Origin of the sequence: Myxococcus xanthus (assembly GCF_013116825.1) — a bacterium.
GTDB lineage: Bacteria > Myxococcota > Myxococcia > Myxococcales > Myxococcaceae > Myxococcus > Myxococcus xanthus_B.
In genome coordinates this window covers 56406-82962 of record NZ_JABFNS010000004.1, presented here as the reverse complement: position 1 = coordinate 82962, position 26557 = coordinate 56406, and the positions used below count along the sequence as shown (strand labels likewise).

The 26557-nt window shown below is 70.8% G+C and carries 3 protein-coding genes; all 3 read right to left on the bottom strand.

Translation table 11 applies throughout. The features are described from left to right. Window positions 1–36: 36 nt before the first annotated feature. The 3 genes from HNV26_RS02235 to HNV26_RS02225 are packed head-to-tail and all read right to left on the bottom strand — an operon-like array spanning window position 37 to window position 26557. Window positions 37–4584 carry a non-ribosomal peptide synthetase gene (locus HNV26_RS02235; RefSeq protein ID WP_171440504.1) on the bottom strand — a complete coding sequence of 1516 codons (4548 nt, stop codon included), beginning with the start codon at window positions 4582–4584 and terminating at the stop codon, window positions 37–39. After that, on the bottom strand, window positions 4581–11015 hold the full coding sequence (locus HNV26_RS02230; protein WP_171440505.1) for a type I polyketide synthase: 6435 nt from the start codon (window positions 11013–11015) through the stop codon (window positions 4581–4583). The genes HNV26_RS02235 and HNV26_RS02230 overlap by 4 nt, the downstream gene beginning before the upstream one ends. Continuing rightward, window positions 11012–26557 (bottom strand): type I polyketide synthase, encoded by a 15546-nt coding sequence (locus tag HNV26_RS02225; protein ID WP_171440506.1) that lies wholly within the window; start codon window positions 26555–26557, stop codon window positions 11012–11014. Before HNV26_RS02225 ends, HNV26_RS02230 begins: the two co-directional genes overlap by 4 nt.

Here is a 26557-nt window from a genome sequence, read left to right as displayed (position 1 = left end):
GGTGGGCACCGACCTGGCGGGTCGATGCCCGGGCCTTCACCGCCCAGCGGGCGCGGCCAGGAAGCCTCGCTGCACCAGGGAGGAGAGGTACGTCGTAATCAACGTGGCGTCCACGGACGGACACATCGTCCCCGTGCCTCCCAGTGCCTTCAGCGTGTGCCCGCTGTCGCAGACCACCATTCGCGGCCCGCCCACGCCCCGGTCCTCGGGCGGCACCTGCTGGAGGAACATGAGCAGGTCCCCCAGCTCACTATCAGACGGCGCCGCGAGGCCAAGCTCCGCGAGCCATTCGTCATAGGGGAGGATACGCAGCCCGTAGCCAAAGGCTCGCATGTGGATCCACATCTCGTCCGCTCGCACGAACTTCGGGTTGACCAGGTGGAACGTCTGGCCAATGGACTCGGGACGCAGGGACAGGTCCACGATGGCGCTGCTCACGTAGTCCACGGGCGTCACGTCCAGCAGCGCGTCCACGCTGGGCGCGCTCCCCAGTTGGACGCAGCCCTTGAGCGTCCGGCACACCAGGTCGTCCGTGTTCCAAGCGCCCGTCCGGCTGTGGCCCGTCACCCGTCCGGGCCGGTGGATCGTCACCGGGAGCCCTCGCCGCGAGGCCTCACGCACCAGCTTCTCCGCCACCCACTTGCTCTGGGCGTAGCCCCCCACCAGTCGGGAGGCCGGCTCCAACGGCTCATCCTCGCGGAAGGGAAGCTGGCGCCCCACGGGCAGCACCGACACCGTGGAGACATAGTGCAGCGGCTTGATGCGCGTGCGCATGCAAAGGCGGAGAATCTCCCGCGTACCGAGCACGTTCGCGGCGCGCATCGACTCATAGGGATAGATGAAATTGACGAGCGCACCGTTGTGGTAGACGGCGTCCACTTCCTCCGACAGCCGCTGGAACTCCGCTTCCGACAGGCCCAGCAGGGGCTGGCCGATGTCCCCTCGGACAGGGACGATTCGCGACGCCAGGTCGTCGCGCCACAGCGAGTAGCTCTCCAGGTTCTTGCGAATCCGCTGCATCCCCTCCTGCTCCGACTTGGAGCGGACCAGGCAGTGGATGCGCGCCTGCGTCTTCCGGCAGAGCTCCTCGAGCAGGAAGGCGCCGAGGAAGCCCGTGGCGCCCGTCAGCAGCACGGCGCGCGCGGGTCCGGAGGTGGGCGGAAGCGCCGTTCCCGGCAGCAGCCCCGCATCCAGCACGGCGTCCGCCTCCAACTCCGCCACCACGTCGTGGACCGGCAGCGAGCCCGCCTTCGCGGCCTCGATGGCGCGCGCCATCTCTTCCAGCGTCGGCGACTGCAACAGGGCCCTCAGCGGGATGTCCGCGCCTGACGCGGCCCGCGCGAGGACGAGCACCCGGTAGAGCAGCAGCGAGTGGCCTCCGAGCTCGAAGAAGTGGTCGTGCACGCCCACCTGCTCCACCCCGAGCACCTGACGCCAGATGTCCGCCAGCGTGGCTTCCCCTGGCGTTCTCGGCGCGACGTGGGCCTTCGCCGTCCCGGAGCCCACACGCTCCGGCGCGGGGAGCGCCGCGCGGTCCACCTTCCCGTTCGGCGTGAGCGGCAAGGCATCCAGGCTCACGAACACGAAGGGCACCATGTACTCGGGCAGCCGGGACTTGAGGTAATCGCGCAACTCACCCGGCTCAGGGGCCTTCCCGTCGCGGCCCACCACATACGCCACCAACTGCTTGTCCGCGCCCGGGCCCTCTCGCACGACGACGACCGCGTCGCGGATGCCTGGGTGCTCCTGCAGCGCCGCGCCAATCTCACCCAGCTCGATGCGGAAGCCGCGGAGCTTCACCTGGTGGTCCATCCGGCCCAGGTATTCGAGTTGCCCGTCCGGCAGCCACCGCGCCAGGTCCCCTGTCCGGTACAGGTGCGCGCCCGCGTCCCCGGCGAAGGGAGACGTGACGAACCGCTCCGCCGTCAGCTCCGTCCGGCCCAGGTAGCCCCGGGCGACACCATGCCCGCCGATGAAGACCTCGCCCGGCACCCCCACGGGCATAGGCTCGCGGTTCGCATCCAGCACGTAGACCTGGGTGTTTCCAACGGGCCGGCCGATGGTCGGCGTCTCGCCCCGGTTCACACGGGTGAACGTGGAATAGGTCGTCGTCTCGCTCGGGCCGTAGAGGTTGAAGACATCGCTCACGTGGCCCAGGGCGTAGATGGAGTCGACCAGTGCTCCCGCCAGCGCCTCGCCCGCCAGATTGACGGTGGTGACCGACGTCGGCACCCCGCCCCCTCGCAGCAGCGCGCCCATGGCCGAGGGCACGGTGTTGATGAGCGTCACCTCCTTCGCCGCGGGCAGCTCGGGCAACTCCAGCGCGTTCTTCGCGACGATGACCTTCGCCCCGCAGCAAAGGGGCGTGAAGATCTCGAAGACGGACAGGTCGAAGCAGATGGACGTCGACGCCAGCGTCCCCGCCAGCGACTCCGGCGAGAAGACACTCTGGGCCCACTGCAAGAAGGCCACGGCGTTCCGGTGGTCAATCATCACGCCCTTGGGCTTGCCGGTGGAGCCCGAGGTGTAGATGAGATACGCGAGCGAATCGGGCGTCGTGACACGCCCGGAGTTCACCTCCGGCTCGGCGCCGAGGGCGGCGGCATCCGCGTCCAGGCACACCACGCGTGCCTCGGTGGTGGGAAGCTCCGGGAGCAGCCGCTGCTGCGTGAGCAGCACGGGCACCTGCGCGTCCTCGAGGATGAGCGCCAGCCGCTCCTTCGGATAGGCGGGGTCCAGTGGCACGTAGGCACCGCCGGCCTTGAGGATGGCCAGCAGGCCGATGACGAGTTCCTCCGTCCGCTCGACGCAGAGCCCCACGCGCGCCTCGGGCCGCACGCCCAGCCGCCGCAGGTGATGGGCCAGTTGGTTCGCCCGGCGGTTGAGCTCAGCGTAGGTCAGCGTCCGCGTTCCGCTCACCACGGCCACGGCGTTCGGCGTCCGCTCCACCTGGGCCTGGATGAGCTCATGCATGCACAGCGCCGGCACGCCGAGCACCGGGCCGTTCCAGGCAGTGAGCAGCCGCGTCCGCTCTTCCGCCGACAGCACGGGCAGCTTTGACAGGGGCGTCTCTGGTTTCGCGACGACGGCCTCCAACAACACCTGGAGGTGGCCCACCATCCGCTCCGCCGTCGAGGCATCGAAGAGCTCGCGCGAGTATTCGAGCATGCCAGCCAGGCCCTGTTCGCCGGAGGCCAGGATGAGGGACAGCTCGAACTTGGCGACGCCTTCCACGCTACCGTCGGGTGCACCGCCCAGGAACGACCAGCGCGTCCCGGGCAGGTCCAGCGTGGGCGCGGGGATGTTCTCCAGCGTGAAGCAGGCACGCACCAGCGGGTTGAGCCCGCCCTCACGCGAGGCGCCGACCGCCTTCACCACTTCGCTGAAGGGGAGCGCCTGATGGTCCTGGGCGTCGAGCACCGTCTTGCGCGCCCGGGCCAGCCACTGCGAAAAGGTCGGGTCCCCGGACACGTCACTCCGGAGCACGAGCGTGTTGGCGATGAAGCCGATGAGGTCCGGCGGCACGCTCCCCCGGTTCGCGGTCACCGTCCCCACACCGAAATCGAGCTGCCCCGAGTAGCGGTGCAGGAGCGCGGCGAACGCGGCGTAGAGCACCATGAAGAGGCTGCACCCTTCACGTCGGCCGAGCTCGCGCAGCGCCTCGCTCAACCCGGGCGAGAGGGCCACGGGCACGGTCGCGCCTCGGTGGCTGGTGGCGCTGGAGACACCACGGTCCACGGGGAGCTGAAGCGGCGGCAGTCCCTGGAGCTTCTCCTTCCAGAAGGCCCGCTCCCGGGCGCCAGAGGCCCCCGCCAGCCATGCCTGCTCACGCAGGGACGACTCGGCGAACTGCATGGACACGGGTGGCAAGGCCGCGGCCTGCCCCCGTGCGAACGACGCGTAGAGCGCCGACAGCTCCCGGACGAAGACGCCGAGCGACCAGCCATCCGTGATGATGTGGTGCTTCGTCACGAAGAGCGCGGAGTCGTCGGCGTCCAGGGACACCAGCGTCACGCGGAACAGGGGACCCTGGGCCAGGTCGAAAGGCTGCTGGGCCAGGGCCTCCGAGCGCCGTTGGACCTCCTCGTCGCGTTGCGCCTCCGACAGCCCCCGCGCCTCCACGACGCTCAGCGCCGCGCCCACGTCAGGTGACGCGATGACCTGCCTTGGACTTCCGTCCACCTCCGGGAAGGACGTCCGAAGGACCTCGTGCCGGCGGACCAGCTCATCCAGGCTCCGGCGCAGCGCCACGGTGTCCAGCGCGCCGTGTACCCGCAGCCCCAGGTGGACGTTGTACTGCGCGGTGCCCGGTGACAGCCGATCCAGGAACCACAGCCGCTCCTGCCCGCTGGACAGCGGGATGACCTGGGGCCTCGTGACGGGCCGCTCAGGGCCGCTGCCCACCTCGTCGTGCGCGGTGTGCTTGCGCAGGAACGCGAGGATGTCGGCCTTGTTCGCCGCCAGCTCGGTCCGCACCTCCGGCGTGAGGACGGCCTTGCCCGCCTCCACCACCAGCTTGTCACCGTCGACGCGCAGGCGAACGCCCCTGGCCGCGAGGGTGCCCAACAGCTCCCGTACACTCATAGGACGAAGACCTCGTTGTCGTTGGTTTCGACCGCCTCTGCCTGGATTGCGAGCGTCTCGGCCAGGGCGCGGTCCATGACTTCACTCTGGAGATGCGCACAGAGCGCATCCAACGTCGGGTGCTTCCAAATCAGTGACGCCGGGAGCGACAGCCCCAGTCCCGACGCCAACCGGTTGCGCAGCTCGAGCCCCATCAGCGAGTCGAGTCCGAAGCCTTGGAGCGGCGCTTCGGCGTCGATGCGCGCGGAGTCGAGCCGGAGCACCCGGCCCAGCTGCTCGCGAACGAACTTCTCCAGCGCCACCCGCGCGTCCCGAGGTGTCGCCGTCCGCAGGGCTTCAAGCAACGCCACATCCCGCGCGGCCTGCGCGCCCTCCCCCGCGCTGGCCGGGACGAGCTCCGACAGCCAAGGCGTGGACTTCGCTCGCGGATAGAACTCCACCCACTTGCGGACGTCGAGCGGCATGACCGCCATCTGCGTCACGTCACCATCCAACAGCCGCCCCAGGATGGCGTTGCCTTCCGCGGGCGTCAGACTGTCGGAGCCCCGCTGAGCCAGGCGCTCTCCCCGGTTGGACTGCGCGGCGGCCAGACCGACCTCGGAGAAGGGTCCCCAGTTGATGCTCAGGCCCGGCAGCCCCAGCACCCGGCGGTGATGGGCCAGCGCATCGAGGAAGGCATTGGCCGCCACGTAGTTTCCCTGCCCGGGTGCGCCGAACAGGGAGGCCGCCGACGAGTACAGCACGAAGAAGTCGAGCGGCAGGTCGCGCGTGAGGACATGCAGGTTCCAGCCCCCGAGGACCTTCGGCGCCATCACCCGGCGGAAGCGCTCCACTGTCTGCTGCAGCAGGACGCCGTCATCCAGCACACCCGCCGCGTGGATGACGCCTCGCAGCGGTGCTCCACCTTCGGCGATCTCCGCGACTACGCGGCCCAGCTGAGCCCGGTCGGACACATCCGCCGCCATCACCCGCACGCGCGCGCCCTCCGCTTCGAGCGTGGCCACGTCCGCCTGTTGCGCTGGCGTCAACGTGGCATCACGCCCAAGGAGGACGAGGTGCCGTGCGCCCTGCTCCACCATCCACTTCGCCACCGCGAAGCCCAGTCCGCCCAGGCCGCCCGTCACCAGGTACGTCCCGGCCGCCCGGAGTCGCCGAGCCCCCGTGGCCGGCACCACCACGCGTGCCCCGGGATGTTTCAGGGTGAGCGTGCTCACCTCCTTCACGATGGAGGGCAGGCCCCCGGCCTCGGAGGCGTCCTTCACCTCGCGCCACAGCCGGGCGAACCGATCAGGCTTTCGGCTCGCGAAGGTGTGCACGTCGACCACGCACCACGCGACGTTCGCATCTCCGGCCGAAGGCGCTTCGGACGTCCCTCGCAGGTCGATGACGCGAGCCCCCTCCGCCAGCACGGCGAGGCTCGGATTGAGGCCGACAGCGCCCGGCGCGATGATGGCCAGGTCCAGCCCTCGGCCTCCCGTCGCATCCAGCAGCCCCGTGGCGAATGAGGCGTCGGAGGGGTCCACGACGTGGGCGGCGCCGAGCTCCAGCAAAGAGGCCCGCTGCTCATCCGTCGTGGCTTCGGCGAAGACCTCCGCCCCCATGCGCCGTGCCAGCTGGATGGCCGTTCGCCCGAGTCCGCTCGAAGCCCCGAGGACCCATACACGGTCTCGCTTCTCCACGCGTCCCAGGTGGAACAGGCCGTACCAGACAGGCAGCACAGTCGCTACCAGCGCCGCGGCCTCTTCATGCGACGACGAGGGCGGACGCGGCGCGGTGTGCCCCACGGGCACGCACAGATGTGACCCGAGGCCCGACGACACCAGCGCGATGCGCTCCTCGCCCACGGCGACGTCCTTCACGCCCTCTCCCACCGCCACGATGCGCCCACTGCATGCGGTGGCACCTGCTTCGTCCCAGCGCTCCGGGCTCGACGCCCCGCCGAGCCCCGGACGCGCCGCCACTTCGACTTCGAGTTCGACCTCTCCAGGCCCCGGCGGACGGCGGGCCGCGGACCGGTACTCCTGGCGCCCCTGAGCGTCACGCTCGACCCGGAAGGACTGGCCCTCGGTGGGGACGACGGCCTCATGGGAGGCCCTTCCGGGTGTGCCACGTACGATGCGGCCGACGTGTCGCCCATCAGGCCGGAGGGAGATTTCCTCCTCCGCGTCCGCCACGAGCAGCTCGCGCACCAGCGCGCCGGTGGCGTCCTCGATGGGCATGAGCGCGGACACGTCCACCCGTGTGGACTTCAGCTCGGCGTGCTCCTGCGCGAGCGTGCGCCCCAGGCCCCACAACGGCGCCTGCACGACGTCCGAAGCGGAGCGGCTGTCTGAACCATGGTGGACACCCTTCGTGACCATCCACAGACGTGGCGGACTCGACAGTCCCATTCGGGAGAGCCCCTGTGCGAGGTGCAGCACGCCGCCGCAGCCCATCAACGGGTCCACGTCGCCCGGTCCCAGGCCCGTCACGTGAATCACGCCGCGCGCAGCGGCCCCCTTGCCGAACGTCTCCGCCAGCACCTCATCGAAGGCCATCGGCGACGACACGTCCACGGTGCGGCGGCCCGGCATGGAGCCACCCAGGTCGATACGGGTGACTTCGCCCTGACGCGCGCGGAGTTGTGACTCCACCGTGTCCGCCAGCTCGCTGCCATCCGAGATTAGCAACCAACGTCCGGCCGCCTCGGCTCCCTGTGCGGGGAGCTGCTCGACGGCGGGGACATGGCGCCACGCCTGGGCGAAGTAGAGGTCCCTGCCCTCTGCATCCGCCACGGGAGCATCCAACTGCTGGACCCGCAGCCCCAGCGCCTCCAGCAACAGCTTGCCAGACGCATCGCGCAGCACGAGGTCGAACTCGTAGACGCCCCGGCGTGTGCCCTCAGGTGTCCGCATCCGGACGTGGCAGAAGCCCTCCGTTGGGGGCGGTGCGTGGAGCCGCAGGTTCTCGAGTGCCACCGGGACGGCGGGCCCCGCGTCCTGCGGCACGTCCTCCGGAGGCACCGCTGCGGACACCAACTGGAAGCAGGCGTCGAGCAACGCGGGGTGGATTCGATACGCCGAGGCCCGCGCGCCCAATGACTCCGGCAGGCGGAGGTGGCCGAGCGCCTCCCCTCGCCCTCGCCAGACCTGCTGCACGCCCTGGAACGCGGGCCCGTAGGCCACGCCGTTGCGCGCCAGCATCTCGTAATGCGCCGCCTGGGTCAGGACGTCGGGGCAGCGCTCGCGGATGGCCTCCAACGAGTCGGCCGCCTGCCCCGCGTGACCTGCTTCCAAGAGGCGGAGCCGGCCCACGACGTGCGTCATCCACCCCGTCGCGTCCGCCTTCTGGCTCGAAAGCTGAAACGTAAGGGTGCGGCCCTGCTCGCCGTGCAGCGCCAGTTGGACGGTGCGCTCCTGGCCCTCGGGCAGGAGCAGCCCCTCCTTGAAGGAGGTGTCGACCAGTTCGTGCGCGGCGCCTCCCGACATCGCATGCGCCGCGGACAGCGCCATCTCCAGATAGGCCGCTCCCGGCACCACCACCGAGCCCGCCACGCGATGGTCCGCGAGAAACGCGGGCTCAGTCGCGCTCAGCGTGGATTCCCAGAAGCGGGTCTCCTGCTGTACGGAGGTCGTGAACGAAGTGCCCAGGAGCGGATGGCCCCCCGAGCGCACGAAGCGGCCTCGCGCTGCACGCGTGGGTCTCAGCTCCAGCCAGTGCCGCTCCCGCTGCCAGGGATACGCCGGCAGTGCGACTCGCCGCCGCTTGTCCGGATGCAGCCGGAGCCAGTCCACGCGGTCCACGCGGGTGGCCAGCGCGCCCAGTGACGCGAGCAGCGACGGCCACTCCTCCTGTTCCCGGAGGAGGCTCGGGACGACCAGACCCCGGCCGGAGGCGTCGCCTTCCCGCAGCATCGCGTCCACGAAGGGCACCAGGATGGGATGCGGGCTCAGTTCGATGAACAGGACGTTCCCGTCCTGGATGAGACGCTGCACCGCGTCCGCGAACAGCACGGGCTGCCGCAGGTTGCGCACCCAATACGCGGCGCTCAGCTCCCGGCCATCGATGGGGGCGCCCGTCACCGTCGAGTAGAGCGGCACCGTGCTTCCCGTGGGACGGATGCCAGCCATCCGCTCCAGCAGGTCCTGCCGAAGCGGATCCATCTGAGGGCTGTGGGACGCCACGTCCACCTTCACCCAACGGCAGAAGACCTCACGCTTCTCCAGGCGCTCCAACACCTCCTTCAGCGCCGCCGGGTCTCCCGAGAGCACCGTGGCCTTCGGGCCGTTGCTGACGGCGATGGCGATCCGGTCCTCCGCGCCCCGAATCTCCGCCTCGGCCTGTTCGCGCGAGAGGTCCACCACCGCCATGGCGCCCTGGCCGCTGACCCGCCGGAGCAGCTTGCTGCGCTCGCAGATGATGCGCGCGGCGTCGTCCAGCGACAGCGCCCCCGCGACGTGGGCCGCGGCGACCTCGCCCATGCTGTGCCCCACCACCGCGTGCGGCTCCAGGCCCAGTGAACGCCACACCGCCGCGAGCGACACCTGCAAGGCGAACAGCGTCGGTTGGATGACGTCGATGTCATTCCAGCGCGGCTGCTGACCGGGGTTCGTCAACAGCTCGCGCAGTGACCAGTCCGTGTAGCGGCCCAGCGCATCGTGGCACCGGTCGATGCCCTCACGGAAGGTCGTGTCCTGGGCATACAGCTGCCGTCCCATGCCGAGCCACTGCGAGCCCTGGCCGGGGAACACGAAGACCACCTTCTGGCTGTTGCTCCGGCGCCCCACGGACAGACCGGGGTGGCTCTCTCCGGCGGCGAACGCTTCGAGCTGCGCGACCAGCTCCTGTGGGGACTTCGCCGCGAGCGCGAGCCGGTGGTCATGGTGCGTGCGGCACAGGGCCGCCGTGTAGCTGAGGTCCGCGAGCGCGCCCACGTCCTCGCGCTTCAGGAACGTGCTCCACGTCCGGGCCAGGTCGGCCAGCGCTGGCGCCGTCTTGGCGGACAGGACGACGAGCTGTGCGGTATCGACCTCGGAAGCGGCGGGCGTGGCCGCGGGCGCGGGGGCTTCCTCCAGCACCACGTGCGCGTTGATGCCACTCAGCCCGAAGGAGCTCACCCCCGCGATGCGCCGCCCCTCGTGGGCCGGCCAGGGGATTCGCTCGACGGGGACACGCGCGGGGATGCGGTCCCATTCCACGTGGGGATTGGGCGTGTGGAAGTGCAGGTGCGGCGGTATCTCCCGGTGCTGGAGCGACAGAATCGTCTTGATGACGCCGGCGATTCCGGCCGCTGGCTCCAGGTGGCCGATGTTCGTCTTCACCGAGCCGATGAAGAAGGGCCGGTCCTCCGGACGTCCCTTGCCCAGCACGGCCCCCAGCGCCCGGAGTTCAATGGGGTCGCCCAGCGGCGTGCCCGTTCCGTGGGCTTCGATGTAGCCCACGAGGGCCGGCGGCACGCGCGCGTTCTCCAGCGCCTTCGACACGACGGCTTGCTGCGATGGTCCGTTGGGCACCGTCAGTCCGCCGCTGGCCCCGTCATGATTGACGGCGGAGCCACGAATCAACGCGAGGATGTCGTCGCCATCGCGCTGCGCGTCCGACAGGCGCTTGAGCACGAGGATGCCGCAGCCCTCTCCGCGCACGTACCCGTCGGCCGCCGCGTCGAAGGTCTTGCAGCGGCCGTCGCTCGCGAGCGCCTGCATGCTGCAAAGGCAAATCGTCGTCTCAGGGGACAGGATGAGGTTGACGCCGCCCGCGAGCGCGAGATTGGACTCGCCGCGCCGGAGGCTCTCGCAGGCCAGGTGGAGCGACACCAGTGACGACGAGCACGCCGTGTCGACCGGCATGCACGGCCCCTGCAGGCCCAGCACGTAGGAGATTCGCCCCGGGACGAAGCTGTAGCCGTTGCCCGTCGCCATGTACCCGTCGAAGCGGGTCGCGTCGTCCTCCTTGAGCAGGCGCGCCATGTAGTCGCTGGACATCACGCCCATGAAGACGCCCGTCTTGCTGCCCATGAGCTGACCAGGCGCCACGCCCGCGTTCTCCAGGGCCTCCCACGCCACCTCCAGGGCGATGCGCTGCTGCGGGTCCAGGCTCGCCGCCTCGCGCGGCGCGATGCCGAAGAACTCGGCGTCGAAGTGCTCCACGTCATCCAGGAAGCCACCGCGGGTGCCGTACATCTTCCCCGGCATCCCGCGCGTCGCGTTGAAGTAGCCCTGCACGTCCCAACGGGACTCGGGCACCTCGCGCAGCGCATCCACGCCGTCTCGAAGGATCCGCCAGTACGACGGTCCATCGACGGCGCCACCGGGGAAACGGCAACCCATGCCGATGACGGCGATGGGCTCCGTCCGGGCGCGCTCCACCGCATCGAGGCGGGCTTGCATCTTCTCCACGAGCAACGCGGCGCGCTGCAACGCGGAGGGCTCAGCTGACTTTGGCGAGTTGCTCATGTTCCTTCTTCCATCAGTGCGGCGAGCTTCGCTTCGAGCGAGGCGGCAAGCTCATCCGGCGAAAGCTCCATGATTCGATCGAGAAGCGCCGTGTCCTGAGCCGCTCCCTGTCCTTCCTCGGCCGGCTGCGGCTCCTGGCCGAACACTTCGCCCAGCAGGTAGGTCGCGATGGCCTCCGCCGTCGGGTAGTCGAAGACGAGCGTCGAAGGCAGCGACGCACCGACCGTCTTCTGCAGCCGGTTGCGCAGCTCCAGCGCCATCAACGAATCCATGCCCACTTCGAACAGCCGCTGCCGTGGCTCCAGCGGCGTGGATGCGTCCAGGCCGAGCACCTTCACCGCCGCGTCTAGGACGTGCTCCAGCAGCAGCGCCATGCGCTGGCGGGGTTCCGCGGTGTCGAGCCGGCGCCGCAACTCCGAAGCCGATGGGCCGTCCGCGTCGGGCTCGGCACGCACCTGCCCTGCCACGTCGGCGAGCAGCGTGGGCGCCGCCCCCCGTGGGAACTGCGCCAGGTAGCGCGACCACTGCACCTGCAGCAGGGTGAGTTGCGGCTGCGCACGGCTGAAGGCCTTGCCGAAGGCCTCCAGCGCCTCGGCCGGTGTGAAGGCCTCCACGCCTTGCGCCTGGTAACGGGACGCGAGCTCCGCGGCCATGCCCACCTCGGCCCAGGGTCCCCAATTGATGCTCAGCGCCGGAAGTCCCAGGGCACGCCGGTGATGCGCCAGCGCGTCCAGGAAGGCATTGGCCGCCGCGTAGCTCCCTTGCCCCGGCGCGCCCAGCAGGGACGACGCCGACGAGTACAGGACGAAGAAGTCGATCGGCTTGTCCTGCGTCAACGTGTGCAGGTGCCACGCCCCGTCCACCTTGGGCGCGAGCACCCGGGAGAACCGCTTCCAGTCTTGTTGCAGGAGGACGCCGTCATCCAGCACGCCCGCCGCGTGGACCACGCCGCGCAGAGGCGCCAGCTTCTCCGCTTCATCCAGGGTGCGACGGACGTCCTCCTGCTTCGACACGTCCGCCTGGAGCACGAGCACCCTCGCGCCCGCCGTCTCCAGCGCGCGGATGGCCTCTTGCGCTTCCGGCCTGGGGCCGCCGCGCCCGATGAGCACCAGGTTCCTGGCGCCCTGCTCCACCATCCACCCGGCCAGCGCGAGGCCCAGGCCGCCAAGACCGCCCGTGAGCAGGTAGCTCGCCTCGGGGTTCAGGCGCGGCAACTCCGCCCGCGCCACGTCCCGCGACGCGCGAAGGCGGGCCACGTGCCGCTGCCCTTCGCGAATCACCACCTGCCGCTCACCGTCGGTGGCGCCCAGCTCGCGCCAGATGGCGGCGGCCGCGTCACCCGGTCCAGAGGGCTCCAGGTCGATGAGCGCGCCAGCCAGCTCGGGGTGCTCCTGCGAGAAGACGGCGCCCAGCCCCCAAAGAGGGACCTGCTCCATCGCCAGCGGCGTGGGACGCGTATCGAGCGCGCGAGCGCCCCGCGTCACCCACCAGATGCGCGCGGTGAAGGCGGAGTTCGCCAGCGCCTGGGCCAAGGACAGCGCGCTGCCCGCTCCCAGTTGGTGCGCCTCTCGCAGGGCATCCACATCCTCGCCACCGGGCCCACGCAGCGCCCAGAGGTGGACGATGCCGCCCAGGGACTCGCCGGGAAGCACCGCCTCCTGGAGCAGCCGCGCGTAGTCCTCGGGCCGCTGGGCATCCAGCGTGAAGCGTCCTTCACCATGACGGACGAACGCCGCCCCCGGATGGACCAGCACCGGGCGGCCGCCCTGCTTCAGGATGCGCTCCGCGAGCGCCTCCGCGGTGCCCGAGGTGTCGGCGAACACAATCCAGCGGCCGGCTCCGGGCGCCGCCTCGGGCGCGGGCTGCGGCTTCCAGCCCAGCTCGTAGAGGGAGTCCCGCTGGCCGTGGCGCAGCACCGCCATCAGGGCCTCTCGCGGCGCTCGCTTGTGCTTCAGCCCCTCAATCTCGATGAGCACCTGACCATCCGCGTCGACCACCCAGACGTCGCCGGTGATGACCTCACCCACCGCCTCCTCCGCGTCCCGTCGCACGGCGTAGGCCCAGACGGAGCCGGTCGGCTGCGCGTGGAAGCGGAAGCGCTCCACGGAGATGGGGACGTAGACGGTGCTCAGCATCGCGTCCTCACGGATGAGGTCCGTTCCCATCGCCTGCAGGAACGAGTCGACCAGCCCCGGGTGGACGTACAGGCTCCGGTCATCCAGGTCCGTGGGCAGGCGCATCTGACACAGCGCCTCGCGGCCCCCGCTGTGGATGCGCTCAATCCAGCGGAACGCGTGCCCCAGGTTGAAGCCGATGTCCCAGTTGCGCTCGTAGAGCCCTCCATCGAGCTGACGCGCGCAGCGGGCCTCGATGTCCCTCCGCGAGAGAGGCGCGGGACGTGCGGGGCCGTCTCCCACCACCAGCGTTCCCGTGCCATTCAGCAGCCATCCCTCGGTCTCCTCGTCGGCGGTGGCGGAGAGGCTGTAGAGCTCGAAGTCGTACCGGCCCTGTCCCTTGGGCGCGAGCACGAGCTGGACGAGCTGCTCCTCGTCGTCGGCGAGCACGATGGGCTGCGAGAAGACGCACTTCTCGATGGTGTACGGCCCCGCGCCGAACGACTGCGCCGCCGTCGCGATGATGCGCGCGATGTGGCACGAGCCGGGCACGACGATGGTGCCGTAGAGCCGGTGGTCCTCCAGGAACGGCAGCGACTGCGCGCTGTAGCGCCCCTCGAAGACCAGCGACTTGCTCAAGGGCGAGCGCACGCGCTGACCGACGAGCGCCTGCGCGGTGGTGAGCGTGGAGGCCGTGCGGGGCGTCTTGGGAGCCTCCAGCCAGTGTCGCTGGTGCTGCCACGGGTAGACGGGCAGCGCGACACGGGCGCGGTGGCGCTCGCCATTCAGTGCGCTCCAATCCACCTCCACGCCCTGGGTGTAGAGCGCGGCCAGGCTGGAGAGCACCTGCGCCTGCTCGGGCTGCCCCTTGCGCAGCGACGGCAGCCAGGTGCCCGCGTCGTCCCCAAGGCCCTTCAGCGCCATGCCCATGAGCGTCGGATGCGGGCCGACCTCGACGAAGACGGTTCCCCCCAATGCTCGCAGCGCCTTGAGTCCGTCGTGGAAACGCACGGCCTCTCGGACGTGGCGGCGGAAGTACCCGGCGTCGAGCACCGTGCCCTCCTCGAGCACCTGCCCCGTGACGTTGGACGCCAGATGGATGCGAGGCGCCCGGAAGGTGAGGTGTCCCGCCGCCTTCTCGAACGCATCCAGCATCGGCTCCATCAGCGGCGAGTGGAACGCGTGCGACACGGTGAGCCGCCGGACCTTGAGGCCCTGCGACTGGAACACGGAGGAGAGGACCTCCACGGCCTCACGCTCGCCCGCGATGACGGTGTCCGCGGGCCCGTTGACCGCGGCGATCGACACCCGGTCCGCGTACGGAGTCAGCGCTTGCGCGACGACCGCCTCGCTCGCCGTGATGGACACCATCTCCCCATTGCGCGGCAGCTCCTGCATGAGCCGCGCGCGCCTGGTGATGAGCCGGAGCGCGTCTTCAAGCTCCAGCACCCCCGCCACACACGCGGCCACGTACTCACCCACGCTGTGCCCCAGCACCGCCCAGGGCTCGACGCCCCAGGAGCGCCACAGCTCCGCCAGGGCGTACTCCAGCGCGAAGAGCGCCGGCTGCGTGTACCCGGTGTCATCGATTCGCGCGTCCGCTCCGTGCATCACGGAGAGGAGCGAGTCGCTCCACTCGCCATCGAGCAGGGCATTGCACCGGTCCAGGGCCGCTCGGAAGACAGGCTCCGTTTCGTACAACTCACGGCCCATGCCCGCGTACTGCGCGCCCTGTCCCGTGAAGACGAAGACGACCTTGGGCGCCTCCCCCTCGAATCGGTGCTGGGCCAGCCGGGGCACTTCCTCCCCTCGGGCGAAAGCCTGCAGCCGCTCCCGGGCCTGCTCCGCCGTCTCCACCACGAGCGCCATGCGGTGAGAGAACGACGTGCGCTGGGTGTTCGCCGCGTGGGCGACATCCGCGAGCGACAGCTCCGGCCGCTGGGCGATGTACTCCCCGACTCGGACCGCGAGCTGCGCGAGCGCCCCCTTCGTCTTCGCAGACAACGCGAGCACCTGCGCGCCGCGCTCGGCCTGCGCCTTGGTGGGCACCGGCCGAGGCGCCTCCTCCACGAGGATGTGCGCGTTGGTGCCGCTCAAACCGAAGGCGCTGATGCCGGCGATTCGTGGACGCGCCCGCTCCGGCCAGGCGGTGACTTGCGTCGGGATGTCCAGCGGGAAGCCGTTCAGCTCGATGTGCGAGTTGAGCTTCTTGAGGTGCAGGTGCGGAGGAATCACGCCGTGCCGGTGCGCCAGGACGACCTTGATGAGCCCGGCGATGCCCGCCGCGGCCTCCAGGTGGCCAATGCTGGTCTTCACCGAGCCCATCAGCAGCCGCTGCTCGGGCGTGCGTCCCTCGCCGAGCACGTTGGCCACGGCGCGGACCTCGATGGGGTCGCCGAGCGACGTGCCCGTGCCGTGCGCCTCGATGTAGTCCACGTCCGAGGGCGCGACGTTCGCGTTGGCCAGGGCGGCGCGGAGGACCTGCTGCTGCGCATCCCCGTTCGGAACGGTGAGCGCGCTGCTCGGACCATCGTGATTGACGGCCGAGCCACGGATGACGGCGAGGATGTCATCGCCATCCCGCTTCGCGTCCGACAGGCGCTTGAGGACGACCATGCCGCAGCCTTCGCTGCGCACGTAGCCGTCGGCGGATTCGTCGAACGTCTTGCACCGGCCGTCCGCAGACAGGGCCCGGAGTTGCGCCAGGTAGATGGTGGAGTGCGGCGCGAGCGTCATGTTGACGCCACCCGCCAGCGCCAGGTTGGCCTCGCCACCACGCAGGGCCTGGCAGGCGAGGTGCACGGCCACCAGTGACGACGAGCACGCCGTGTTGAGGCTCATCGCCGGCCCCTGGAAGCGGAGCAGGTAGGCCAGCCGGCCCGCGGCGAAGCTCGCGTCGTTGCCGGTGGCGATATAGGCGTCACCCGCCGCCGACGCGCTCCCCACGCCGTTGAGCATCGCGTACTCGTTGCTGCCGATGCCGACGAACACCCCCGTCTTGGTGTTGGCGAGCCGCGCGGGCGCGAGTCCCGCGTGCTCCAACGACTCCCAGGCGACCTCCAACAGCAGGCGCTGCTGAGGGTCCATGTTCGAGGCCTCGCGAGGCGCAATCCCGAAGAACTGGGCATCGAACTGGTCGGCGTCGTCCAGGAAGCCGCCCCAGCGCGTGTACGTCTTGCCAGGGACGCCCGGCCGCGCGTCGTAGTAGTCGTCCACCTTCCAGCGTGAGGCGGGGACCTCGCGGATGGCGTCCACGCCGCCCTCCAGCAACTTCCAGAAGGCGTCCGGGCCGGAGGCCTGTGGGACACGGCAACCGATGCCGATGATGGCAATGGGCTCCGTCGCGTTGCTGACGACGCGGCTTACCTCCTCCTTCGCCTCCACCTCCAGCCGGAGCACGTCCTTCAGCAGATACGTGGAGAGGGCCAGGACGGTCGGACGGTCGAAGGCGATGGTGGATGGGACCTGGACACCGAAGCGCGCCACCAGCCGCCGACGAAGCTCCACGGCGGTGATGGAGTCCATGCCCGTGTCGAAGAAGCCCTGCTCCAGCTTCACCGCCGCGCTGGAGGCGAAGCCCAGCACTCGGGACACCTCCTCACGCACCCACGACGTCACCAGCTCCTTGCGCCGCGCGGGCGTGGCGTTGCGCAACTGCGCCAGCGCCTCGCTTCCGTCCACCGGTTCCACCGGCGTGGGCGTCGAGGGAGCACCGAGCCCCTCGAGGAGCGGCCGGGGCGCCCGCGACTCGTACACGGACTTGAAGAGGCTCCAGTCAATCTGCGCCACACTCCGCTGCGTCACGTCCATGGCGAGCAGCGCTCCGAGCAGTTGGAGCCCGCCCTCCACGGTGACACCGCGCACGCCGATGCGCTCGAACCAGCGCAGTCCTTCCTCGGCGACCATGCCTTCGGCCGCCCACGGCCCCCAGTTGATGCTCAGCGCATGCTGGCCCCGCGCGCGGCGGTGGTGCGCCAGCGCGTCGAGGAACTGGTTGCCCGCGGCGTAATGCCCCATCTGCGCCGAGCCCCACACGGCCGAGCCCGACGAGAAGTAGACGGTGAAGTCCAGGTCCAGCCCCTGCGTGAGCTGGTGCAACACCCAGCCACCCGCCACCTTCGGGCGCAGGATGGAGGCGAGCGCCGCCTCGTCCATGGCCTCCAGCGATACCTGCGTGGAGACTCCCGCGGCGTGAATGACGCCCTTCAGCGGAGCCGGTCCCCGCTGGACGGCGTCGATGACCTCCGACATGCGCGCCGCATCCGCCACATCCGCGCTGAGGGCGTGGACGACGGCGCCCTCCGCTTCCATGGCCTCGATGGCGGAGACCTGCCGGCCCACATCACTGTCGCGAGGAATGGCGGCCCACGCGTCGCGGCTCGGCAGTCCCTTCCGGCCCAGCAGCACGAGGTGCCGCGCGCCCTGGGAGACGAGCCAGCGTGCCACGTGGAGTCCCAATCCGCCCAGGCCACCCGTGACGAGGTACGTCGCATCCGCGCGGAGCGTGAGGCGGGCATCGCCAACGGCAGGCTCCGAGGGAACCAGCCGAGCCACGTGACGGGTGCCATCGCGGAGCGCCGCCTGGTCCTCGCCATCCGCACCGGACAGCTCGCGCCACAGCGCCTCCACCTCGCCCTCTGGCGCGGCGGGGTCCAGGTCCAGCAGGCCGCCCCAGACCTCCGGGTGCTCCAGCGCCAGGACACGGCCCAGGCCCCACAGCGGCGCCTGTGCGGGCGAGCCGCTCGTGACGTTGCCCACCGGCTGGGTCCCCCGCGTGCACAGCCACAACCGGGCGCCGCTCGCGGACGGTGACTTCACCAGCGCCTGCACCAGCCGCAACGCCGCGTGGACGCCTCGTTGCTGCGCGGACTCCACCTCCGCGAGCGTGGGCTCCGCGCCGGACACGGTGTCCGCGCCCCACAGGTGCACCACGGCCTTCACCGGGCCCACGTCCTGGAGCAATTGCGCGTAGTGCTCCGCGTTGTCCGGGTGGATGGACCGCACCTTCTGGCCATCGACGGCCGCGGCCTCACCGGGGACGACCAGCCAGCACGGTTCGCCCAGGGCTTCCAGATGGGCCGCCAGCGCGGCACCAACGCCCTCACGGTTCCCGAAGACGAGCCAGGCTCCCTCTCCCCTGGGCGCACGCGGCGAAGGCGCCCCCCGCTCACGCGCGTGCCAGGTGATGTCGTAGACCCAGCCACCCGGTCTTTGGACACTCGACGTGTCCGCGCTTCGGGCCACGGGGGCCCGGGTCAGCGCCTTCACGGGGGCATCGTCAATCCAGTACCGCGAGCGCTGCCACGGGTAGAGCGGCAGCGGCGCGAGACGGCCGCCATCCGGGAAGAGCCGACTCCACTCCACGAGGTAGCCCTTCACGTGGAGCCCGCCCAGCGCTCCCAGCATCACCGCCTGGCCAGCCCGCCCCTTGCGCAGCGACGGCACCACCGCGCCTTCCAGCTCACGGCGTCCCAGCGCCTGCGTCACGTACCGGCCGAGCGCGGGCTGAGGCCCCAGCTCGACGAAGAGCCGGTGCCCTTGCTCCAGCAGCGCCTCCACCGCCGCTGAGAACCGCACGGGCTCTCCGACGTTGCGCGCCCAGTACGCCGCGTCGAGCGCCGTGCCGTCGATGGCCTCGCCACTCACCGTGGAGAACATCGGGACGGACGTCGGCCGCGTTTCGATGTGGCCCAGGACCTGGGTCAGTTCGGCCTGGAGCGGCGCCATCTGGTGGCTGTGGAAGGCGTAGTTGACGCCCAGGTCCCTCGTGGCGACACCTCGCGCCCTCAGTGCTTCGAGCACCGCTCCGAGCGCCGCCGGCTCACCCGACAAGACGACGCTCCGAGCGTCATTGATGGCACCCACCGACAGTCGGCCCGCGTAGGGCGCCAGCTCGCGCTGAGCCTCGTCGGGAGACAGTTCGACGGAGGCCATGCGGCCCTGCCCCGTCGCCTTCTGCATGATGCGGCTGCGGTGCGCCACCAACCGAGCGGCCTCGGACAGGCTCAGCGCTCCAGCCACATGCGCCGCGGCCACCTCGCCCACGCTGTGCCCCACGACCGCGGACGGGACGACGCCCAGTGCGCGCCATGCGGCGGCGAGCGCGACCTGGATGGCGAAGATGGCGGGCTGGGCCACCTCCGTCTCCTCCAGACGGGACTCGGGGCCGTCCGCCATCAGCGCGTCGATGATGGAGTTCCGGGTGTGCGGAGCCAGCGCCGCGTCCACGTCACGCAACGCGGCGGCGAAGTCTCCGTTGCTCGCGAAGAGGTCACGCCCCATGCCCTGCCACTGGGAGCCCTGGCCTCCGAAGACGAACACCACCTGTTCCCGGCGCCCCTCCGCGACGCCCGTCGTCAGGTACGGCGGTGCCCCGCCTTCGAGGAACGCCAGGAGCTGCTCGCCCCACTCCGCCGCCGTATGACCGGCCACCGCCAGCCGGTGTTCGTGGGGATTGCGCCGCAACGCCGCGGTGTAGGCCAGGTCTTCGAGCCGCGGCGCCACGTCCCCAGGTTGAGCCAGGAGTGCGTGGTACGAGCGAACCAGGGCTCGCAGCGCGCCCTCGCTCCTCGCGGACAGCGTGAGCAGCCGCGCGGCGGTCTGGGGGGCCTCGGGCACGGGCGAAGACGCGGGGGCCTCTTCGACAATCACGTGCGCGTTCGTCCCGCTGATGCCGAAGGAGCTCACCGCCGCGTAACGGCGCCGCTGCGAGACGGGCCACGGCTGTTGCTGCGTCGGGATGGCGAAGGGCGTGTCCTCGATGGAGATGCGAGGGTTGAGCGCCTTGAAGTGCAGGTGCTTCGGAATGGCCTCGTGCCGGAGCGCGAGGAGCACCTTGATGAGGCCCGCCATGCCGGCCGCTGCCTCCAGATGACCGATGTTCGTCTTCGCGGAGCCGAGGAAGCAGCGCGAGTCATCCTCGCGCCGGTGGCCATACGTCTCCCGAAGGGCCTCCACCTCTATCGGGTCGCCGAGCGGCGTGCCGGTGCCGTGGGCTTCGATGTAGCCAATGTCCTTGGGCGACACCTGGGCCGCTGTCAGTGCCTCGCGAATCAGGGCCTGCTGCGACAGGACGTTGGGCGTCGTCAGGCCGGTGGAGCCGCCATCCTGGTTCACCGCCGATGCGCGAATCACGCCCAGGACGTTGTCTCCGCTGGCCAGCGCATCGGAGAGCCGCTTCAGCACCACGACGCCGCAGCCCTCCCCCCGGACGAAGCCATTCGCCCGCGAGTCGAAGGTCCGGCAGCGCCCATCCGGAGACAGCGCCGTCAGCTTGGAGAGCCAGGAGCTGGGCCGCTGCGACAGGAGCAGGTTGACGCCGCCCACGAGCGCCGCGTCGCACTCGCGGTTGCGCAGACTCTGGCCGGCCAGGTGCAAGGCCACCAGCGAGGACGAACAAGCCGTGTCCACCGACATGGCCGGCCCCCGCAGGTCCAGCAGGTACGAGAGCCGCCCGGCGATCACGCTGTTGGAGCAGCCGATGACGGAGTAGACATCGCCCTCCACGTCCCGCTCCGCCTGGAGCATCGCGTAGTCATTGCCGCAGACGCCGACGAAGACGCCCGTCCGAGTGCCCGACAGGCGCGCCTTCGGCAGGCCCGCGTCTTCCAGCGCCTCCCACGCGACCTCGAGCAGCAAGCGCTGCTGCGGGTCCATTGCCACGGCCTCGCGTGGCGCGATCCCGAAGAACTCCGGGTCGAAGCCATCCACCCGGTCCAGGAAGCCACCCCAGCGCGTGCCCTTGTGCTCCGCCGCGTCCGTGCTGCTCTTCCAGCGGTCGCCGGGCACCTCGCGGACTGCGTCCACGCCCTCACTCAGCAGCCGCCAGTACGCCGCCGGGTCATTCGCGCCGCCCGGGAAGCGGCAGCCCATGCCGACGATGGCGAGCAGCTCGGGGCCCTGCGCCGTCGTCCCTACCGCCGGAACAGCCTGCGCCCCCTTCGCCACCGGACGCACCGTGACGCGCGACTCGGCGTCGAGGACGGGCTCCAGCTTGCCGAACAGGTGCGCCGTCAGCGTCTGTACCGTGGGATAGGCATAGGCCAGCGTCGCGGACAGCGTAAGCTTCAGCCCGGACTCGAGCCGGTTGCGCAGCTCCAGGCCGGTCAGGCTGTCCATTCCGAGGTCGCCAAACGGCTGCTCGGGGTCGATGCGCGCCGGCTCCATGCGGAGGATGCGTCCCAGCTGTTCGCGCAGATAGCCCTCCAGCAATCCCCGCCGCTGGGAAGCCTCCGCCGCCGCGAGCATCTCTCGCGCGGTCCCCTTGCGCGAAGCCGGCGTGCTCACCCGCTCCTGCATCAGCGCGGAGAGGAAGGGCGACTGCGCCGCGCTCAGGTAGAACTCGCGCCACTGCCGCAGGTCCAACGGCACCACGGCCACCTGCGCGGCCTCCTTCGCCAGCAGGCGCCCCAGCGCATCCAGGGCTTGCGCTGGCGGCATGTTGCCCACGCCGCGCAGGGCCAGGCGGTCACCCCGGTTCGTCGCCACCGCGGCCAGACCCACTTCGGCCCAGGGGCCCCAGTTGACGCTCAACGCGGGGAGTCCCGCCGCACGCCGATGGTGCGCGAGCACATCCATGAAGGCGTTGGCCGCCGCGTAGTTGCCCTGTCCCGGCGAGCCGAGCATCGACGCTGCGGAAGAGAACATCACGAAGAAGTCCAACGGACGGCCCAGCGTCTGCGCATGCAGGTTCCACGCGCCCTGGACCTTCGGCGCCAGCACCGTGCGGAGCCGCTCCGCGTCGAGCTGCGCGAGCACACCATCGGCGATGACACCCGCCGCGTGGACGATGCCGCGCAGCGGCGGCAGCGCCGCATCCATCGAAGCCAGCAGACGCGTCACGTCGTCGGCGCGGGTGACGTCCGCCGCGTAGACGCGCACCTCGGCGCCGCTCGCCCGGAGTTCGCCCAGCGCCTGGTTCGCCTCGTCGGTGGGCGCGCTCCGGCCGGTGAGCGCCAGGTGCCGGGCGCCCCGCTGGATGAGCCACTTCGCCACTTCCAACCCGAGCCCGCCCAAGCCGCCGGTGATGAGGTACGTCCCCTCCGCCGAGAGCTCACGGGGCTCCGTCGTATCCCCACCAGCGACACCCCGCCCCAACCGCGCGACGTGGCGCTGACTTCCGCGCAGCGCAATCCGGTCCTCCGCGCTGTCCGCGAGGAGCTCCGCGGCCAGCGACGTGACTTCCTCAGGGGACGGCTGCGCGCTCAGGTCCACATGGGCGCAGCGCAGCTCCGGGTGCTCATGGGTGATGACCGCCGCGAGGCCCGCGAGAGGCGCGGCCGCCGGTGCACCCAGCGCCGAATCCCGGACGAGGACGTGCAGACCCGACGTCACCAGCCACAGGCGCGGTGCGTCGCGCCAGCCCCGCTGGGCCCACGCCTGGAGCAGGGACACGACGCTGGTCCCGCTCAGCGTCACGGCCTGCTCGAAGGTCTCCGGCTCCGCCACGCTGGACGCCACGTCGAGCCCGTACAGATGCACCATGCCCTTGCACGGTGACTGCTCGCTGAAGGCGTCTCGGAGGAGCGCCTGGAAGTCCTCCAGGCGCGACGGGTTGACGCGGTAGTGGTCTTCGGAGAGCCGCGCGTAGGCGGCCCCCGCCTCCACCACGACGCTGACCTCGGCGCGCTCCGCGAGCTCCTTGGCCAAGGAGTGTCCGACGCCACGCGCATCCGCGAAGACGAGCCACCGGCCCGCCCCCCGCCCAGCCACGGCGTCCTCCCGAGCCACGCGAGGCTGCGGCTGCCACTGGACGGAGTACATCCAGCGGTCCACTTCATCGCCGGGCTGGCTGCCCGCGGAGACCTTCTTGCAGACCAGCCGTCGCACCTCGGCCACCACCCGGCCCTGGTCATCCAGGAGGGTGACGTCGCACTCGATGGCGCTCGCCCCCGAAGCGGCCCCATTGACGATGCGGACGTGACTCCAAAGCGCGGCCTGCGCCGGAGCCAGGGCGCGAAGCCGGGAGAAGGACGAAGGGACATACACGCCGCCTTCGCCGTCCACGCCGCCCAGCGCCGCCGCCAGGACCTGGAAGCAACCATCGAGCAACGCGGGGTGCAGGCTGTACCGGGCGTCCTCCGCCGTCCGCTCGCCCGCGAGCTGCACACGGCCCAGCGCCTCACCGTCCGCGCGGTAGAGCTCCGTAACGACACGGTAGCTGGGGCCATAGTCCAGGCCGATGTCGCGAAGGCCCTGGTAGTGCGCCTCCACCGACACCGGGGTACTCAGCCGCGCACGCAACGCCTCCAGTCCGCCGGGCTCCGCGATGGCCGAGTCGCCCTGGCGGAGGGTGCCTTCCGCGTGGAGCGTCCAGTTCAACTCATCCGACGGCGTCTCCCGCAGCACGGGCGCGCTGAAGAGCCGGAACGCGTGCGGACCTGAACGCTCCGTGGAGAGCCACAGCTGGAGCACCCGTTCCTCGTCCTCCGGGAACGCCATGAGCGCGCTGAAGCTCACCTCCTCCAGGGATACGGGCGCCCCCAGCGTCTGTCTGGCCGCGCTCAGCGCCATGTCGGCCATGGCCGCCGCGGGCAAGGCGGGCACACCCTGGACGCGATGCTCCGACAGCAGCGGGAAGTGCTTCGGGCCCAGTTGCACCTGCCACAGCCGGGAGACATCTCCCTGCGCGGACAGGTCGATGCGCTCACCGATGAGCGGATGCCCAGAGTTGGACCTCGACGTCCGCGCCTCACGGGACACGGGCTCCATCCAGAAGCGCTCGCGCTGCCAGGGGTACGTGGGCAGCGGCACGAGCCGGCCCTTGCTCGGGTACAGCCGGCTCCACGCGACGCGGTGGCCCGTCGCGTAGAGGGCGCCCAGCGAGGACAGCATCGTGTGCCGTTCGTCCGCTCCACGCCGCAGGGACGCCAGCACCACGCCCTCCGCGTCCGCGGCGCCCAGGGTCTGCTCGACGGCCGGGAGCAGCACGGGGTGCGGACTCACCTCGATGAACACGGAGTGCTCGCTCGCCAGGAGCCGCCGTGTCGCGGCCTCGAAGCGCACCGGGAGGCGGAGGTTGTTGCCCCAGTGGGCGGCGTCCAGCGTCGCGCCATCCAGGAACTCACCCGTCACGGTGGAGCAGACGGGCACCTGCGCGGCACGCGGGGAGATGCGCGCCACGCGGCCCTCCAGCTCGCGGCTGATGACCTCCACCAACGGCGTATGCGACGGCACGTCCATCTTCACCCAGCGGGTGAAGACACCGCGCTGCCCCAGCGCCGCGACTGCCTCCTGGACCGCTTCCGGCTCCCCGGACAGCACCTGTGACCGGGGGCCATTCAGTCCGCCCAGCCAGAGCTTGCCGCTCCAGGGACGGATGGCCTCCTCTGCCTCCTCCACCGACAGCTCGACCAGCGCCATGGTCGCGCCTCGGCCCCCCAGGCTCCGCATCAGCTTGCTGCGGTGACAGATGATGAGGCAGGCATCCTCCAGGCTCAGCGCGCCAGCGACGTGCGCGGCGACGACCTCCCCCATGCTGTGCCCCATCACCGCGTCGGGCTCGATGCCCCACGAGCGCCACAGGGCTGTCAGCGCCACCTCGACGGCGAAGAGCACCGGCTGGTTGATGTCGATCTCCGCCAGGCGCGAGCGCTGCTCGTCCGCGGCGATTTCGTCGAGCACGCTCCAGCCCAGGTGGGGCCGCAGCGCCAGGTCCACCTGGACGAGCGCGTCCCGGAACACCGGCTCCTGCTCCATCAATGCCCGGCCCATGCCAGCCCGCTGCGCGCCCTGCCCCGGGTAGACGAAGACCACCTTCCGGCGCGCGCCGAACGCCTTGCGGCCCGTCCAGGTGCCCTCGGGCAGCTCGCCACGCGCGAAGGCCCGGAGCCGCTCCGCTGTGCGCGCGGGGCCGTCCGCCAGCACCGTGAGCCGGTGCGTGTGATGCGTGCGGTGGGACGCCGCCGTGTAGCAGACGTCAGCGAGGCTCGCCGCCCCACCCCGGCCCAGGCGCTCCGCATGACGCTCCGCGAGGGACTGGAGGGCTTCACGGCTGCGCGCGGACAGGGGCAACAGCTCCGGCCGCTGTGGCTGCGCCTCCTTCGCCGCCGGAGCGGGCGCCTCTTCGAGGATGACGTGGGCGTTGGTGCCGCTGATGCCGAACGAGCTGACTCCCGCGCGGCGGGGCTGTCCGGCGGCCGTCTCCCACGGGGTGAGCCGCGTGGGGATGGTGAGCGCGCTGCCCTCCATCTGGATGCGCGGGTTCACCTGCTTGAGATGCAGGTGCGCCGGGATGCGCTGGTGACGCATCGCGAGGACGACCTTCATGATGCCCGCCACGCCCGCCGCGGACTCCAGGTGTCCCAGGTTCGTCTTCACTGAACCGATGCCGCACACGCCACCATCCGCGCGAGGCGCGCCGTACGTCTCACGCAGCGCCTCCACCTCGATGGGGTCACCGATGGGCGTCCCGGTGCCGTGCGCCTCCACGTAGCTCACCTGCTCTGGCTTCAGCCCCGCGCTGTCCAACGCCTGGCGGATGAGCGCCTGCTGCGAGAGCACGTTGGGCGTGGTGAGCCCGGTCGACTTGCCATCCTGGTTGATGGCCGAGCCGCGAATCGTCGCCAGGATGTGGTCGCCGTCCGCGAGCGCATCCGACAGTCGCTTCAGCACGACGATGCCGCAGCCCTCGCCCCGCGTGAAGCCGTTGGCGGAGGCGTCGAACGCCTTGCTCCGGCCGTCCGGCGCGAGCGCCTGGAGCTTGGCCACGAGCTGCACGGACTGCGGCGAGAGAATCAGGTTCACGCCACCAGCGAGCGCCATGTTGCACTCGCGCGCCCGCAGGCTCTGGCAAGCCAGGTGGAGCGACACGAGCGAGGATGAGCACGCCGTGTCCACCACCAGGCTCGGACCCTGAAAATTGAAGAGATAGGACAGGCGGCCGGAGAGGACACTGGCGGCAACGCCCGTGGCGCTGAACGCGTCACCTGTCTCCGGCTGCTCCACCTGCATGCAGTGGTAGTCGTCATTGCAGGCGCCGATGAAGACGCCGCTGCGGCTGCCCGACAGCTTGTCGACGTCCAGGCCCGCGTCCTCGAGCGCCTCCCACGCCACCTCCAGCAGCAGGCGCTGCTGGGGGTCCATCCGCACGGCCTCGCGGGGGGAGATGCCGAAGAAGCCCGGGTCGAAACCGTCGACCGCGTCCAGATAGCCGCCCCAGCGCATCGCGCCTTCCGAGAGGCCGGAGACGTCCTCCCGAGGCCAACGGTCGAGCGGAATCTCCCGCACGGCGTCAACGCCCCCTTCGAGCAGACGCCAGTACGCCTCCACGTCATCCGCCTTCGGGAAGCGGCACGCCATGCCCACGATGGCGATGGGCTCCTTCGCGGCGCCCTCCACGGCATTCAGCCGCGACTGCATCTTCTCCAGCGCGACCAACATGCGCTTGGCGGGAGACAGCTCGTTCGACTCGTCAGTGCGATTTGCCAT

Excerpts from the sequence above, each read along its gene's own strand:
- HNV26_RS02230 (WP_171440505.1), bottom strand. The coding sequence starts at position 11,015 with ATGAGCAACTCGCCAAAGTCAGCTGAGCCCTCCGCGTTGCAGCGCGCC.
- HNV26_RS02225 (WP_171440506.1), bottom strand. The coding sequence starts at position 26,557 with ATGGCAAATCGCACTGACGAGTCGAACGAGCTGTCTCCCGCCAAGCGC.
- HNV26_RS02235 (WP_171440504.1), bottom strand. The coding sequence starts at position 4,584 with ATGAGTGTACGGGAGCTGTTGGGCACCCTCGCGGCCAGGGGCGTTCGC.